This is a genomic window from Kosakonia sp. YIM B13571 (assembly GCF_042788095.1).
Lineage (GTDB): Bacteria > Pseudomonadota > Gammaproteobacteria > Enterobacterales > Enterobacteriaceae > Kosakonia > Kosakonia quasisacchari.
Genome location: NZ_JBHZPL010000009.1, coordinates 101,800 through 116,871 on the forward strand (window position 1 = coordinate 101,800; position 15,072 = coordinate 116,871).

At 50.0% G+C, this 15,072-nt stretch carries 11 protein-coding genes; 6 read left to right on the forward strand and 5 right to left on the reverse strand.

Annotated features, from left to right (window positions below):
- Positions 1-227 precede the first annotated feature (227 nt).
- The gene (gene acs / locus ACFX4O_RS18630; protein ID WP_380210175.1) at positions 228-2,186 is read right to left on the reverse strand and encodes an acetate--CoA ligase; all 1,959 of its coding nucleotides are present in this window, start codon (positions 2,184-2,186) and stop codon (positions 228-230) included.
- Positions 2,187-2,870: 684 nt separating this feature from the next.
- Between acs and gltP the strand changes: the two genes are divergently transcribed.
- Positions 2,871-4,184 (forward strand): glutamate/aspartate:proton symporter GltP, encoded by a 1,314-nt coding sequence (gene gltP / locus ACFX4O_RS18635; RefSeq protein ID WP_380210177.1) that lies wholly within the window; start codon positions 2,871-2,873, stop codon positions 4,182-4,184.
- 79 nt (positions 4,185-4,263) lie between these two features.
- Here the strand turns inward: gltP and ACFX4O_RS18640 are convergent, their stop codons facing one another.
- The 3 genes from ACFX4O_RS18640 to ACFX4O_RS18650 all read right to left on the reverse strand — a co-directional run bounded on the left by ACFX4O_RS18640 (position 4,264) and on the right by ACFX4O_RS18650 (position 8,526).
- The gene (locus tag ACFX4O_RS18640) at positions 4,264-5,682 is read right to left on the reverse strand and encodes a hypothetical protein (protein WP_380221878.1); all 1,419 of its coding nucleotides are present in this window, start codon (positions 5,680-5,682) and stop codon (positions 4,264-4,266) included.
- A gap of 275 nt (positions 5,683-5,957) precedes the next feature.
- Positions 5,958-6,992, reverse strand: coding sequence for a hypothetical protein (locus ACFX4O_RS18645; protein ID WP_380210181.1), 1,035 nt, complete (start codon positions 6,990-6,992; stop codon positions 5,958-5,960).
- An 817-nt stretch (positions 6,993-7,809) separates the two neighbouring features.
- Positions 7,810-8,526, reverse strand: a complete 717-nt coding sequence (locus ACFX4O_RS18650; protein WP_380210183.1) for an ArsR/SmtB family transcription factor — start codon at positions 8,524-8,526, stop codon at positions 7,810-7,812.
- Positions 8,527-8,602: 76 nt separating this feature from the next.
- Here ACFX4O_RS18650 and ACFX4O_RS18655 point away from each other — a divergent pair, with 76 nt between their 5' ends.
- The 4 genes from ACFX4O_RS18655 to ACFX4O_RS18670 are packed head-to-tail and all read left to right on the forward strand — an operon-like array spanning position 8,603 to position 11,897.
- Positions 8,603-9,583, forward strand: coding sequence for a sulfite exporter TauE/SafE family protein (locus tag ACFX4O_RS18655; RefSeq protein ID WP_380210185.1), 981 nt, complete (start codon positions 8,603-8,605; stop codon positions 9,581-9,583).
- Positions 9,580-10,473, forward strand: coding sequence for a DMT family transporter (locus tag ACFX4O_RS18660; RefSeq protein WP_380210187.1), 894 nt, complete (start codon positions 9,580-9,582; stop codon positions 10,471-10,473). Before ACFX4O_RS18655 ends, ACFX4O_RS18660 begins: the two co-directional genes overlap by 4 nt.
- Position 10,474: 1 nt before the next feature.
- Positions 10,475-11,185, forward strand: a complete 711-nt coding sequence (locus ACFX4O_RS18665) for a methyltransferase domain-containing protein (RefSeq protein WP_131407104.1) — start codon at positions 10,475-10,477, stop codon at positions 11,183-11,185.
- Positions 11,163-11,897, forward strand: a complete 735-nt coding sequence (locus ACFX4O_RS18670; RefSeq protein ID WP_380210189.1) for a class I SAM-dependent methyltransferase — start codon at positions 11,163-11,165, stop codon at positions 11,895-11,897. Before ACFX4O_RS18665 ends, ACFX4O_RS18670 begins: the two co-directional genes overlap by 23 nt.
- Positions 11,898-11,932: 35 nt before the next feature.
- Here ACFX4O_RS18670 and fdhF read toward each other — a convergent pair whose 3' ends face one another.
- Positions 11,933-14,080, reverse strand: a complete 2,148-nt coding sequence (fdhF, locus tag ACFX4O_RS18675) for a formate dehydrogenase subunit alpha (protein ID WP_380210191.1) — start codon at positions 14,078-14,080, stop codon at positions 11,933-11,935.
- A 257-nt stretch (positions 14,081-14,337) separates the two neighbouring features.
- Here fdhF and ACFX4O_RS18680 point away from each other — a divergent pair, with 257 nt between their 5' ends.
- A complete protein-coding gene (locus ACFX4O_RS18680; protein ID WP_131407112.1) occupies positions 14,338-15,069 on the forward strand; it encodes a response regulator in 732 nt (243 codons plus the stop codon).
- The last annotated feature ends 3 nt before the right edge of the window (positions 15,070-15,072 follow it).

Consider the following 15,072-nt stretch of genomic DNA (forward strand, 5'->3'; position numbering starts at 1 on the left):
GTTGTCTTGCGCGCTGCCGGTGAGTTGGCCACACGTGCCCGCCCCAGTCACATCGCTATCTCTGCGCCTGGGAATGTGCGCGTTTGCCGCCTTCCTGCAACACGAAATCCATTAGGAATTGTAGGGTGAGGTGATTGTTTCCTCTCCTTGGAAGGAGAGCGTTATGGTTGCGTTTGCCCGCCGGAGAAGGCGCTTTCGCGCCGCTATCCGGCAGGGTTTTACGATTATTACGATGGCATGGTAATGGCCTGCTTCTCTTCGAGCAGTTTTTCCACTACGCCAGGATCGGCGAGCGTTGACGTATCGCCGAGATTGCTGGTATCGCCAGCGGCGATTTTGCGCAGAATACGGCGCATGATTTTGCCGGAGCGGGTTTTCGGCAGTGAGTCTGTCCAGTGCAGCACGTCCGGCGTTGCCAGCGGGCCAATCTCTTTACGCACCCAATTTCGCACTTCGGTGTACAGCTCCGGAGAAGGTTCTTCACCGTGGTTGAGCGTGACGTAAGCGTAAATGGCCTGGCCTTTAATGTTGTGTGGAATACCCACGACTGCCGCTTCGGCGATTTTCGGGTGCGACACCAGCGCCGATTCGATCTCTGCTGTCCCCAGACGGTGGCCGGACACGTTAAGTACATCATCCACGCGACCGGTGATCCAGTAGTAGCCATCTTCGTCACGACGCGCGCCGTCGCCGCTGAAGTACATGTTTTTGAAGGTGGAGAAATAGGTCTGCTCAAAGCGATCATGATCGCCAAACAAGGTACGCGCCTGACCCGGCCAGGAGTCGGTGATCACCAGATTGCCCTCGGTCGCGCCATCAATCACGTTACCTTCGTTATCCACCAGCGCAGGCTGCACGCCGAAGAACGGGCGCGTGGCGGAACCGGCTTTCAACTGGGTAGCACCAGGCAGGGGAGTGATCATAAAACCGCCGGTTTCCGTCTGCCACCAGGTATCCATGACCGGGCATTTACCGTTGCCGATTTTTGACCAGTACCACTCCCAGGCTTCCGGGTTAATCGGCTCGCCTACGGAGCCGAGGATCCGCAGCGAAGAACGGCTGGTGCCGTCAATCGCTTTATCCCCTTCCGCCATCAGCGCACGGATGGCGGTTGGCGCGGTATAGAGAATATTCACATTATGTTTGTCCACCACCTGGCTCATGCGCGCCGGGGTCGGCCAGTTCGGCACACCTTCAAACATCAGCGTGATAGCACCGCAGGCCAATGGCCCATACAGCAGGTAGCTGTGTCCGGTGACCCAGCCGACATCGGCGGTACACCAGTAGACATCGTCCTGGTGATAATCGAAGACATATTTAAAGGTTGAGGCGGCATAGACCAGGTAACCGCCAGTGGTGTGCAACACGCCTTTCGGTTTACCGGTGGAGCCGGAGGTATAGAGGATAAACAGCGGATCTTCTGCGCTCACTTCAACCGGCTGGTGCTGGTCGCTGGCGTTATCAGTCAGCTCGTTCCACCAGAGATCGCGCCCTTCGTGCCAGTCGATTTTGCCGCCGGTACGTTTGAAAACGATGACATGTTCGACACTGTTGACGTTCGGGTTTTTCAGCGCGTCATCGACGTTTTTCTTCAGCGGGATATTACGCCCGGCACGCACACCTTCATCGGCGGTGATCACCAGCCGCGAGCTGGAGTCAATGATGCGCCCGGCGACCGCTTCCGGCGAGAAGCCGCCGAAAATGACCGAATGCACCGCGCCAATACGCGCGCAGGCGAGCATCGCCACCGCGGCTTCCGGCACCATCGGCATATAGATGGCGACCACATCACCTTTCTTAATTCCGAGCGACACCAGCACATTGGCAAAACGGCAGACATCGCGGTGCAACTCACGGTAGGTGATGTGTTTGCTTTGGCTTGCGTCATCACCTTCCCAAATAATGGCCGTTTGATCGCCACGTTCGGCGAGGTGGCGGTCGAGGCAGTTGGCCGCCAGGTTCAGCGTGCCGTCTTCATACCATTTAATGGAAATGTTGCCTGGCGCGAAAGAGGTGTTTTTCACCTTCTTATAAGGCTTAATCCAGTCGAGGATTTTGCCTTGCTCGCCCCAGAATGTGTCAGGGTCAGTTACCGATTGCTGGTATTTGGCCTCATACTGCTCCGGATTAATCAGGCAACGTTCCGCAATATTGGCGGGAATATCGTGTTTATGAATTTGGCTCATGGCGATTGCTCTCCTTGTAAGATGTTAATAATATGTCACAAGAACGTTAATTGTAGGGCCTTTGCCAGCTTTGTTTACTATTTGCGCGATAGATCACGCATTAAATGAATTGTGCAAAAAACGAGCAAAATAAATGTGCTGGTGCGCGAAAGAACGCAAAAAGGTGGAACGGAAAGAAAGACGCTTCATAACAGCAAGTTATGGAATGGGGCAGTTCGATTACGCTTACTATCGGCGTAAAAATGCAGGCTGATGCAAGTCTATGAAAATGCACTACTCGATTATTAGTCTGGTAATGGTTGGTACTGTGTATTATTCACTGCGTTAACCACGAAAGGCAGACGAAATTTCGGTAAAAATTGGTCGGGATGGTATTTTTCGTGATTAAAAAATGCGCAAATGAACAAATTATGCGTAATAATTTCTAATGGTAAATATTGGATTTAGTCGTAGTGAAAAGTTTTTCATAACAAAGAGTTATTCATCATAACTGAAATAAAAGACGGTTTTTGAGTAAAAATTCAGTCAAACCCCCTCCCGGTATAGGGTTGCGCGTTACACCCTGCAAATGATACTGATAATGCGCGTTAAAAAACCCCGCAATACTGTGCGACGCTAATCATACCCTTTCAGTATGGGTCGTTCCGGACCTGGAATGGCGCTTCATTGAGGATGTCTGTAGTTATGAAAAACATGAAAATCAGCCTGGCCTGGCAGATTCTGCTAGCCCTTGTGCTGGGTATTCTTTTGGGTAGTTATCTGCACTACCACAGCGACAGCCGCGAATGGCTGATCGCAAATCTCCTGTCTCCGGCGGGCGATATCTTTATCCATTTGATCAAAATGATTGTCGTGCCAATTGTTATCTCAACGCTGGTTGTCGGCATTGCAGGCGTTGGCGACGCGAAACAGCTTGGCCGTATCGGCGCGAAGACCATCATCTATTTCGAAGTGATCACTACGGTGGCGATTATTCTCGGTATCACGCTGGCGAATGTGTTCCAGCCGGGCGCGGGAATTGATATGTCGCAGCTGGCGACGGTGGATATTTCGAAATACCAAAGCACCACCGCGGATGTGCAAAGCCACGCCCACGGCCTGATGGGGACGATTTTATCGTTGGTGCCGACCAATATCATCGCGTCAATGGCGAAGGGCGATATGCTGCCGATCATCTTCTTCTCGGTGCTGTTTGGTCTGGGGCTCTCTTCCCTGCCTGCGTCGCACCGCGAACCGCTGGTCACCGTGTTCCGTTCTATTTCCGAAACCATGTTTAAAGTCACCCATATGGTGATGCGCTATGCACCGGTCGGCGTGTTTGCGTTGATCTCGGTAACGGTGGCGAACTTTGGTTTTGCCTCGCTGTGGCCGCTGGCAAAGCTGGTTATCCTGGTCTATTTCGCCATTCTGTTCTTTGCGCTGGTGGTGCTGGGGATTGTGGCGCGGGTGTGCGGCCTGAGCATCTGGATTTTGATCCGCATCCTGAAAGATGAGCTGATTCTGGCGTACTCCACCGCCAGCTCAGAAAGCGTGCTGCCGCGTATTATCGAGAAGATGGAAGCCTATGGCGCACCGGCGTCGATCACCAGCTTTGTAGTGCCGACCGGTTACTCCTTTAACCTCGATGGTTCGACGCTGTATCAGAGTATTGCGGCAATCTTTATTGCGCAGCTGTATGGTATTGACCTGTCGCTGTGGCAGGAAATCATCCTCGTGCTGACGCTGATGGTCACCTCGAAAGGTATCGCCGGTGTGCCGGGCGTTTCCTTTGTGGTGCTGCTGGCAACGCTGGGTAGCGTGGGAATTCCGCTGGAAGGTTTGGCGTTTATCGCCGGTGTGGACCGCATCCTCGATATGGCGCGTACCGCGCTGAACGTGGTGGGTAATGCGCTAGCGGTGCTGGTGATCGCCAAGTGGGAACACAAATTTGACCGCAAAAAAGCGCGTGCTTACGAGCGCGAGATGTTGGGTAAATTTGATAAAACAGCCGATCAGTAACCTTCTCAATCCCTCCTCTACGGAGGGATTTTTACATCAGGCGGGCTTGCCCGCCTTGCCTGTCAAATGACGTCGTTCACTAATTAATGCTCTGATCGAACATCACCGTCACGCCGCCGCGATACGTATCCGGCCGGGTGCTGAGCATGGCTTCAACATCGCGTTGGGGAACCAGGAAATCGATACTGCCTTTTTGATCCTGGCCATAGGATTTGGTGGTGAAGATATTCTGCGACGGGTCTTTCCCGACGTTCAGGTGCCGCTGAACAACTGTCGCCCCGGTGGCATTATCGACGATATTCGTCGGCAGGTTGAGCGACGCTCTGAACGGCACCAGTTGCCCGGTGTTATCGCTTTTTAAGGCGCAATCCTGGCCCACTTGTCCATCAGCACAGGCAAGGTAAACAGTGAAACTGCCGGTGCTGGTGATGCCGAAATTACTGCGTCCTGTGAGTTGTGGTGTGACGCGGCTGACCATCCAGCGCTCCCAGTTTGCTTCGCCTTGATCCGGCGTACAGACCTGACCGGATTTACACGGTTGCAGTGCTACCTGTCGGTCGTCTGCGGTGGTGGTGATTTTGAACTCATTCTTCACGGTCAGGCGAAAATCAATGTCAATGCTGGAATCGCTGGCGACATAGGCGTCTCCAAAATCAATATCCCCGCCGGGAGCCACGGACAAATGCAGTGTCCCGGTATAATCACCTGACACTAATAGTTGCGGGCTGGAGTTTGTTATTTCGTAGATAATGCTCAAGTCATTTAGTAGATAAGGTTCATTTTCAAGATCCCTTGTTGCAATCTTATAGCAAGCCGCATCACTGACGGGCCATTTCCACATAAATTCAAAGGATCGGGGAAGACTCAGGCCGAGCCCGGACGAGGTGCAAGGGCTGGGCGCAGTCGCAAACGATCCGTCCACCCATGAGTCATCATGGTTACCGGGAGTCCAGTTCCAGTCAAAATGCGTATTATAGGTCGCCGCTAAGCCCACAGTCCTGAAATGAACGGTGGTGATTTGCCCCTCGTCGTTGATGACTCTGACATCACGCCCGACAGCCGGTATTTTTAAGTAAAAACCATCTCGTGGGGCTGCGTTTGTCAGGATCCACGCCTTCATCAACGATGCTGTTAAATTGAGTGAGATACTGAACGTTTTACCATCGGTACACAGATAAGCATGATTGATACAAAGCCCACTCTGTGGTGTGGTGTTAACAAAGGTGTTTCCGGATGCGGAGTTGTATTCCTGGCTAATACTGAGCCTTTCGCCGTAGGTGTGAAAACTCACAATAAACAGAAGAATAGAGGAAATAATACTGAATAATCTGGTGACGCGGCTCATTGCTGTCTCACTTAATTTTTTATTACCACCCTGCGCTGTGACCCAAAATAGTAAATGAAAATAGCGGTGGAAAATAATTGCGTTAAATCTTGCATATATAGCGTGGAGGGTAACATTTAGGATGTGAATAATAATAGGGCGATTACCCAGCAATACTGTCGCTTTTTATAATGAACAGTCACAGAGAAATAATTTTTTATGACGATTAACAGTGAGTTATTGCTTTTCTGGCTTTCGTCTTTTCCCCATTGAGCGTTATCTGAAACGCTTTTTTCGCCGGAAACGTCGCTGGGTTAGCCGGGTAAATAGAGTATTGAACAAAAGTGCATGTATATACGGAAGGGATGTGGTGAGAATCGGTGAAAGCGGGCGAACAGTGAGTTTTTCAATCCCTCCTTCACGGAGGGATTTTTATATCAGACTCGCCGCTAATTGATGTTCTGGTCAAAAATCACCGTTGCACCGCCGCGATAGGTATCCGGCCGGGTGTTGAGCATGGTGTCGACATCATGCTGCGCGACCAGAAAGTCGATACTGCCTTTTTGATTCTGCGCATAAGATTTGGTGGTAAAGAGATTCTTCGCAGGATCTTTGCCAATGTGTAAGCGCCGCTGAACGATTGCCGCTCCGGTGGTGCTATCCACAATATTCGCGGGCAGGTTGATAAAGGCACTGAACGGCACCTGCTGCGCGGTGTTATCACTTTCTAGCACACAGTCCTGGCCAATCTGGTTATTCATGCAGGCAAGGTAAACGGTGAAATCCCCGGAACTGGTGATGCCGAAATTGCTTCGCCCCGTGAGCTGCGGTGTGACGCGGCTGACCCTCCAGCGCGCCCAGTTTGCCTCCCCCTCTTTTGCAGAACATACCTGGCCCGGTTTGCAGGGTTGTAGCGCCACCATCCGGTCTTCTGCGGAGGTGGTGATTTTAAACTCATGATTCACGGACAAGAGGAAGTTAATATCAAGGATGGAATCGCTGGGAACAAAACGATCGCCAAAATCCATATCCCCGCCGGGGCCGATGGTGAAATGCAATGTCCCCTTATAGTCACCGGGCGCCAGCTGAAATGGGTCAGGTGTTCGCAATTCATAAACAATGCTCATATCGCGTATCAGATAAGGTTCATAGTGCAGATCTGCAACCGGGGTTTTATAGCAAGCCACATTGTTTTCTGGCCATTTCCACATAAATGTATAATTTCTTGCTAAAGGCGAGCCGACCCCGGAAGAGATGCACGGGCCTGGCGCATTGATAAATGCACCGCCAACCCAGGAATCAGCGTGTTGGGCCGTTGTCCAGTCAAAATGAGTGGAATAGGTGGCGGCGAGCCCGGCAAATCTAAAATGGACAAATACACTTTTGTGTTCGGCATTCGTCACTTTCACACTCCGCAATGCTCCCGGCATTTTATAGTACATAGCATCCTGAGGCGCGCCATACGCCAGGATCCAATCCTGCATTAATGATGCCGTGAGGGCGAGCGGGATACTGAACGTCTTATTGCTGCTGCATTGCTGTGAATATTCTATACAAAACCCGTCTTGCGGCGTGGTGTTGATAAAGTCGTTTCCCGAGGATGATGAGAATTTCGAGCTTATATTGAGCGTTTCGCTATAAGCGTGAAAGCTCAGCGTAAATAAAAAAAGAAATGAAATGATGCTGAATAACCTGGTGATACGACGCATTGTTGCCTCACTTTTATTATTTGTGACTTCCATGTTTGTACGTTTAATTATTTATATAACGAATGGTATTCTGTGGTGAAAGGTGGATTTTGACTAGGTTTCTTAGGTATATCAAGAAAATAATATTAGTGCTGTGCTGATTAATAACGAAATAAACTGCTTATGATGCCGTTATTTATGGTGAATGACGGCTATTTTTTAAGGAGAGACGTAATGTTTATTTTTCTTTTAGAGAACATCTATTTCTGTTTCTGCCAACTGAAATGGGACTAAAAACGCGTTATCGGCGAAGCATTCTGCTTTTGACAATAAACAACAAAAAATACCGACTGAAAACGGTGAGCTTCAGCGCACGGTTTTCCTGCCAGCGGTATTGATTAACGACGGGGAACGTCAATAACGAACAGCCAATCCTGCTTTTATATTTGCGGGCCACGTTCGGTGAGCCGTTCGGCAGCGATCCCGGCGGCCAGAGCGTGGCGACAGTGCGCTATGCGATGGTACAAACACGCTCGACAATCTCCTGTGTGCCTTGAGATGAAAACGTTTCACGACTGGCTGGCGCAGGCGGTAATGGCGAACCAACGGCACATCACTCATCATCAATGTTATGAATACCCAGGCTGCGCTGCAAAAACGCTTTCCCGGCAGGGGTGATGGTCAAAATACGTGCTTCATTGGTTTTGAGGATAAAACGCTTGTTGAGCAGTGCACTAAAGAGTTGTGCGCCGAGCTCTCCTGAAAGGTGGTAACTCTGTTCGCTCCAGTCCATGCAGGGGATCACCAGCGCCCGGCGCGAGTGGCTAAGTGCGTTAACATCAATGCCTAAGTGTGTGCTGAACCACGTATCGCCAACGGTGCTAATGGCAAGGTTTCCTTCTGCGGCCTCGAGCACTTTTTGCTGGCAAAGGTGCTCGTAGATTGCCACGCCGACATGCCCGGCAATGTGGTCATAGCAGGTTCTGGCATAACACATTTTCTTGAACCCGCTGGGTTTTAGCCGTTCCTGAAAATTGTTATCAGCATAGGTGGCGACCATCATCGATTCTATCGCCTGGGCAATCAGCGAGTTATAAAGCCGGTAATACCGGTTGCGGCCAATTTTATCGAAGGCAACGACGCGGCAATGGATGAGTTTCGCCAGATGATTACTCGTCGATTGAGGAGAAAGCCCGGCGGTTATGGCTAGTTGCGATGCGGTGAGGCGGCTATTATCCATTAACGCGCAGAGCATTCGTGCCCGGCTCGCATCTGCTAACAAACAAGCCAACCGACTAAAATTAGGAAGTTGTTCTGTCATTACGTTCATAGTTCATTAAAGAATTAAACATTTATGTGTTTGTTCGTAAAGAATACCGCAATTCAGAACAGACAAGGCAGTCATAATGTTCTTACAACGACCTTTATATAAGGACTCCCTCCTCTTTTTCAGATTTTTTGCTTTAATTTTATGGCTTCTATTGACGGTTTATATTACTGGCTTTGTTAGTATTGCTGAGAATTATATTTTAAGTCTCGCCATGATGGTCGGCGCGTTTGTCGGCAGTGCCACACCCGTGGGCGGTGGCGTGGTTGCGTTTCCGGTACTGACCTTTATCAAGCAGATCCCGGCGAAAGAGGCCGCTGTTTTTTGCCTGGCAATGCAATCGTTTGGCATGACGGCGTCTTCTTTAGCGATATTTACCCGCAAGATACCGGTGGATAAATTCCTGATAACCTGGTGTGTAATAACCAGCTTTATAGGTTATCTGCTGGCGCTATTTTATATTCCCAATCCCTTTTCATCCGCAGGTTTAAAAGTCTTTTTCTCCTCTTTCTGGCTTGCCTTTGGCGCGGCGATTTTTCTTGTCAGAAGAAAGCAAAACATTCCGCAGACTGTTGAAATTGCCCACGCGAGCGGCTGGCGATTACTACTATTTATCGCTATTTGCTTCGCGGGTGGGATTGTGACGTCGTGGATTGGTAATGGTATTGATGTGGTCTTTTTTTGCGTTTTGATTTTACTGTTTTCCCGCACTGAATCCGTGGCAACACCTTCCGCGGTCGTTGTTATGGCGTTGATATCTCTCTTTGCGACAGCGTTGAATATCAGTGCCGGTAACGTGAGTATGCAGACATTAAAATATCTTAGTGCAACGATTCCGGTTGTTATTATTTTTGCACCTTTGGGTGTCCTTTTTTCTATTCGGCATGGAGATGTATTTATCAGAAAGCTTCTTCTGATGCTGGTCATTATTCAATATCTTTTTACCGCCGTGGCTTTTTTTAAACAACTGGATTACGTCCTTCTCTCTATGTTCGTTATTGTTCTTTCATTCGTTTTATTGTTTGCCATTGGCTGTATTGATAAAAGGAAAGCGGCGTGACCACGAAAAATATGAACTTTCTAATAAAAGTCGTTATTGCGACCCTCTGTATGGGGTCTTCTTTTCCAACTGGGAAATACTTAATCTCTTATGAAAATATGCCGCCGTTTTTAATGGGTGGTTGGCGGTTTATGGCGGCCGGGATTTTTATGCTGTTAATTCCGATTTTTACCCGTGGTGTTCAGGCCATCATCCCGACCAGTGAGGGTTCAGTCGCAAAGGGGTTACTTTTAACCGCTGTCGTCGGTGCGTTGCAGACGACAGGGACAATGGGCTTCCTCAACCTGGCGCTGGAGAGCGTTACCTCATCCATGTCTTCTATTATTCTATTTACCAACCCGCTGTGGCTCGCGGTATTAGCGCATTATCTGCTGCACGATAAATTAAATAAGCGAAAAATAATCTCACTTATCATCGGCGTCGCGGGGGTAATTGTTTGCCTGGGGCTTGAGAGTGTTAAAGGCGGAACCGGTTTATTTTATGCGTTTTTAGGATCGATATGTTGGGCGATATGCACCGTCGTGAGTAAGCGATTTGTTTTTGACAAAGATAGCTGGGTATTTACCGGGTGGCAGCTTTTTCTCGGTGCGCTGTTTATGTTGATCATCGCCTGGATAAGACATGAAAAATATGACATCGGCGATTTACAAACCTGGGGCTGGGTGTGGTTTATTTGGCTTATTTTACCGGCCAGCGTCGGTTCGTTCGGCTTGTGGTTTTCAGCGCTACGGCAAGGAGGTGCCACGCTTGCCAGCGGTTTTCTATTTCTGGTTCCTCTCTTTTCAACGATCTTTTCTATTTTCACATTGCATGATGGTCTCTCCATTCAGCTTATTATCGGCGGATGCCTGATTGTCCTTTCACTCTTTCTTCTTAATCGGGAGTATTAACATGGAAGTGGGTAACAGTATTTCGATATCAACCGGGAAACAATGGTCTTTTGATAATGATGTCGCTAGCCATTTTGATGAGCATGTGCAAATGTCGGTGCCGGTTTATCAAGAGGGTCATGAACTTATTGGTTTCTTAAGTGATTTTTTTATTAAAGAGGGCTCAGTGTTTTATGAAATAGGTTGCTCCACCGGTGCACTGATCCATAAGATTTATACCCGGCATAGCCAAAAAACGGAGACACGGTTTATTGGTGTTGAGCCGGTTCAGAATATGATCGCGCAGGCGAAAAAAAGAACCGGCAGTTTACCCATTGAATATGTACATAACACGATTGAAAACATCGATATGGAAACGTGCGACTTTATTGCCTCTTATTACTGCTTGCAATTTATTCCGCTGACTAAACGTATAATGGCTTATGAGAAATTATACGACGCATTGATTCCAGGAGGCGCGCTGATTCTTTTTGAAAAAGAGGTTATTGACGACTCGAAAATAAATGAAATGATCGAATCTTGTTATCTTAAATTCAAACTGTCACGAGGATTTTCGGTTGATGAGATTATCGCTAAGAAATTTAGCCTCGAAGGAATGATGCGGCCTTGCACCGAGCGAGAGAACAGAAAAATCCTTGCTGAAGTCGGATTTAAACAAATTGCCACGATCATGAAATACGGTGAATTCCATGGATATCTTTGCATCAAATAAGCGCAGTCAACAAAATAAAAGTAAATGGGAAGAGTTACATAAAAAATCGGCGGATGAACGTGTGCGCACTACACCCAGTTACGCCATAAAACGGATCTACGAAAGTCTGGAATATATACAAACTCGCTCTACAACCGTCAATACGCTTGAAATTGGTTGCGGATTTGGTCGCAACCTTCATTACCTTATTACACATGGTTTCTCTGATAATTATGTCGGGATTGATCAGACCGAAATCTCTATTCAGAAAGCAACGGAGCTGCTTAGCGATTATCAACAGAAAGGCATTGTGCAAATTATTAAGGCCAACGCGGCGGGCGATTTACCTTTTCCAAATGCTCACTTCGACTGCATTTTCGATATTATGTCCGCCATCACCTTTATCCCCGATGAAGCGGTCCGTGTGGCTTATTTCAACAATGTAGTCAGGCTCCTGAAACCGGGCGGCGCTTATTTCTTTCTTGCTGTCAGTAACCAGGCGGTGTTTAACGATAAAGTCGTTGATTCAACGCTGGATGAGCCGGGCCTGTTCAAACGTAAGTTCGACAACATGATTGAAAAAGCCTATTCGGAGGATGAGCTGAAATGCTATCTGGCGGGGTTGTCTGCTTGCTGTCTGGATGTTGTTTCCGAGCATACTCGCGCTTTTGGCGATGAAAAGTTCGAACGAGAAAATGGTTTCTGGTTTGGCTGTTTTACCAAAGAAAGCTAAAAACGCGGGGTGAGTGAACACCCCGCGCTAACCGCTTAACCCATTGCGCTTTCGCGCAGGTGAGTCTTCAGTTTGCTGTACTCATCTATCACATACTGCTCGGCGGCGCGCTGATCGGCGATCGGCTCCACACGCACGGCGCAGTACTTGTACTCCGGCGTTTTGGTTATCGGACTGAGGTTTTCCGTCACCAGCTCGTTACAGGCACCAATCCACCACTGGTAGGTCATATACACCGCGCCTTTATTAGGACGCTCGCTGACCTGCGCACGCGTGATAATTTTGCCTTTGCGCGAGTTCACCCACACCAGCGCTTCATCTTCAATGCCCAGCCTTGCGGCGTCGGCCGTGTTGATTTGCGCATAACCCGGTTCATCCGCCAGCGCAGCGAGCGCGGCACAGTTACCGGTCATTGAACGGCAGGAGTAGTGACCGACTTCACGCACGGTAGACAGCACCATCGGATACTCCTCGTTGAGTTTATCCATTGGCGCGACCCAGTCGCAGGTGAAGAACTTCGCCAGCCCATTCTGCGTGTCGAATTTTTCTTTAAACAGATACGACGTTCCCTGGTCGGCATCCGATGTGTCACGACACGGCCACTGAATGTAGCCCAGCTCACCCATTTTTTCGTAGGTGGCGCCGTAGAAGTCCGGGCACAGATGACGCAACTCATCCCAGATTTCCTGCGTGTTGTTGTAATGCATCGGATAACCCATCCGGGTGGCAATTTCGCTGATAATTTGCCAGTCCGTTTTCAGATCCCACTTCGGTTCCACCGCTTTAAAGAAGCGCTGGAAGCCGCGATCCGCTGCGGTATAAACACCTTCGTGTTCACCCCAGGAAGTCGAAGGTAGGATGACGTCTGCCGCGGCTGCGGTTTTGGTCATGAAAATGTCCTGCACAATCACCAGCTCAAGCCCTTCGAACGCCTTACGTACCGCTGAAAGCTCGGCATCTGTCTGAAGTGGATCTTCGCCCATGATGTAAGCGGCGCGGACTTCGCCGTGCTCAACGCGGTGCGGCAGCTCGCTAATGCGATAGCCGGTGTGCGCGGGTAGGCTTTCAACGCCCCAAGCTTTGGCGAATTTCTCGCGATGCGCATCTTCTTTCACATACTGGTAACCGGGGTAGGTATCCGGCAGCGCACCCATATCGCAGGCACCCTGTACGTTGTTCTGACCACGCACCGGGTTCACGCCAACGTGTGCTTTGCCGAGGTTGCCCGTCAGCATCGCGAGGCTGGTCAGCGAACGCACGGTTTCCACACCCTGGTAGAACTGGGTCACGCCCATGCCCCACAGAATGGCGGCGGTTTTCGCACCGGCATACATCCGGGCAGCCTGGCGGATCTCCTGCGCCGTAACGCCAGTGATCTCCTCGACCGATTCCGGCGTATAGCCTTCAACGATTTTCCGGTACTCTTCAAACCCTTCGGTACGATTGGCGACAAACGTCTGGTCGTACAGATTTTCCTCAATAATGACATGTCCCATTGCGTTGAGCAGGGCGATATTCGACCCGTTTTTCAATGCAACATGCATATCAGCAATGCGCGCCGTTTCGATTTTGCGCGGATCGCAGACGATGATTTTCGCCCCGTTTTGTTTCGCGCGAATCACATGATTAGCGACGATCGGGTGAGAATCCGCCGGGTTGTAACCAAAGATAAACACTAAATCTGTGTTATCAATTTCATTAATGGCATTACTCATCGCGCCATTACCGACCGACTGGTGCAGACCTGCAACCGATGGGCCGTGTCAGACGCGAGCGCAGCAGTCGACGTTATTAGTACCAATAACGGCGCGCGCGAATTTTTGCATTATGTAGTTGGTTTCATTACCCGTACCGCGGGAAGAGCCGGTGGTCTGGATCGCGTCCGGACCATACTTCTCTTTGATGTCGCTCAGACGACCGGCGACATAATCGAGCGCTTCATCCCAGGATACCGACTCCAGTTTGCCGCCGCGCTGGCGGCGGATCATCGGGGTTTTCAGGCGGGGCGTCAGAATCTGGGTATCGTTAATAAAATCCCAGCCGTAGTAGCCTTTCAGGCAGAGAGTGCCCTGATTGGTCTTGCCCTGCGCTGCCTCCGCCCGAACGATTTTGCCGTTATCGACCACCAGGTGAATCTTGCAACCTGAGGCGCAATACGGGCAAACCGTGACGACTTTTTTCATCACTTTCGCTCCAGTTAAGAATATCGCCCCCGATTATGCATCTTCTATGCCACAGTGTTGCTGGGGGTATTCACTGATATTACGGCGGATATTTGGTCAAAATACTGACGAAACGCAGGTCATCGTCAAAAGTGACGTGTCGAAAGGCGAGGGGGATGTGACCCCGGTTAAAAATCCGGCATTTATTCGCTGCATTTATCAATCGCAGCCAACAGAATGAGCCAGAATGAGCAAACGAAGCCTGGCGGAAGCGGACAATGAAACCTGCGATTCTGGTTGTGGATGACGATACGGCGGTGTGTTCACTGCTGGAAGACGTGCTCAACGAGCACGTCTTTACGGTCTATGCCTGCCATAACGGGCGCGATGCGGTAAACCTCTGTGCGCAGCATGCGGATATCGCGCTGGTGCTGCTAGACATGATGTTGCCAGATATCAACGGATTGCAGGTATTACAGCAGTTGCAAAAACTTCGCCCGTCGCTGCCGGTGGTGATGTTGACCGGGCTTGGCAGCGAATCAGATGTGGTGGTCGGGCTGGAAATGGGTGCCGATGATTACATTGGCAAGCCGTTCAACGCGCGCGTGCTGGTGGCGCGCGTCAAAGCCGTATTGCGGCGTACCGGCGTGCTGGCGGCGGAAGTGACCGCAATAAAAACGCCGGGGTTTGTCTTTAACGGCTGGCATCTCGATCCCGAACGTTGTGAGTTGTTTAACCCGCAGCAGCAGAGTGTTGGCCTTACACAGGGGGAATACAGTTTATTGCTGGCGCTGGTGCAAAACGCGCGTCGGGTACTGAATCGCGAACAGTTGCTGGAGCTAACGCACAGCGAAAGCGTCGATGTGTTTGACCGCACCATTGACGTGTTGATTATGCGCCTGCGCCGCAAAATCGAAATCAATCCCCACCAACCCGCGTTGATCAAAACCTTGCGCGGGCTTGGCTACGTGTTTGCCGCAGACGTTTCTCACGGCGATAAAGCTGCCTGAGTT

Coding starts and splice junctions, on each gene's coding strand:
- ACFX4O_RS18650 (WP_380210183.1), bottom strand. CDS start 8,526: ATGAACGTAATGACAGAACAACTTCCTAATTTTAGTCGGTTGGCTTGT.
- ACFX4O_RS18665 (WP_131407104.1), top strand. CDS start 10,475: ATGGAAGTGGGTAACAGTATTTCGATATCAACCGGGAAACAATGGTCT.
- ACFX4O_RS18655 (WP_380210185.1), top strand. CDS start 8,603: ATGTTCTTACAACGACCTTTATATAAGGACTCCCTCCTCTTTTTCAGA.
- ACFX4O_RS18680 (WP_131407112.1), top strand. CDS start 14,338: ATGAAACCTGCGATTCTGGTTGTGGATGACGATACGGCGGTGTGTTCA.
- ACFX4O_RS18645 (WP_380210181.1), bottom strand. CDS start 6,992: ATGCAGGATTGGATCCTGGCGTATGGCGCGCCTCAGGATGCTATGTAC.
- acs (WP_380210175.1), bottom strand. CDS start 2,186: ATGAGCCAAATTCATAAACACGATATTCCCGCCAATATTGCGGAACGT.
- gltP (WP_380210177.1), top strand. CDS start 2,871: ATGAAAAACATGAAAATCAGCCTGGCCTGGCAGATTCTGCTAGCCCTT.
- ACFX4O_RS18670 (WP_380210189.1), top strand. CDS start 11,163: ATGGATATCTTTGCATCAAATAAGCGCAGTCAACAAAATAAAAGTAAA.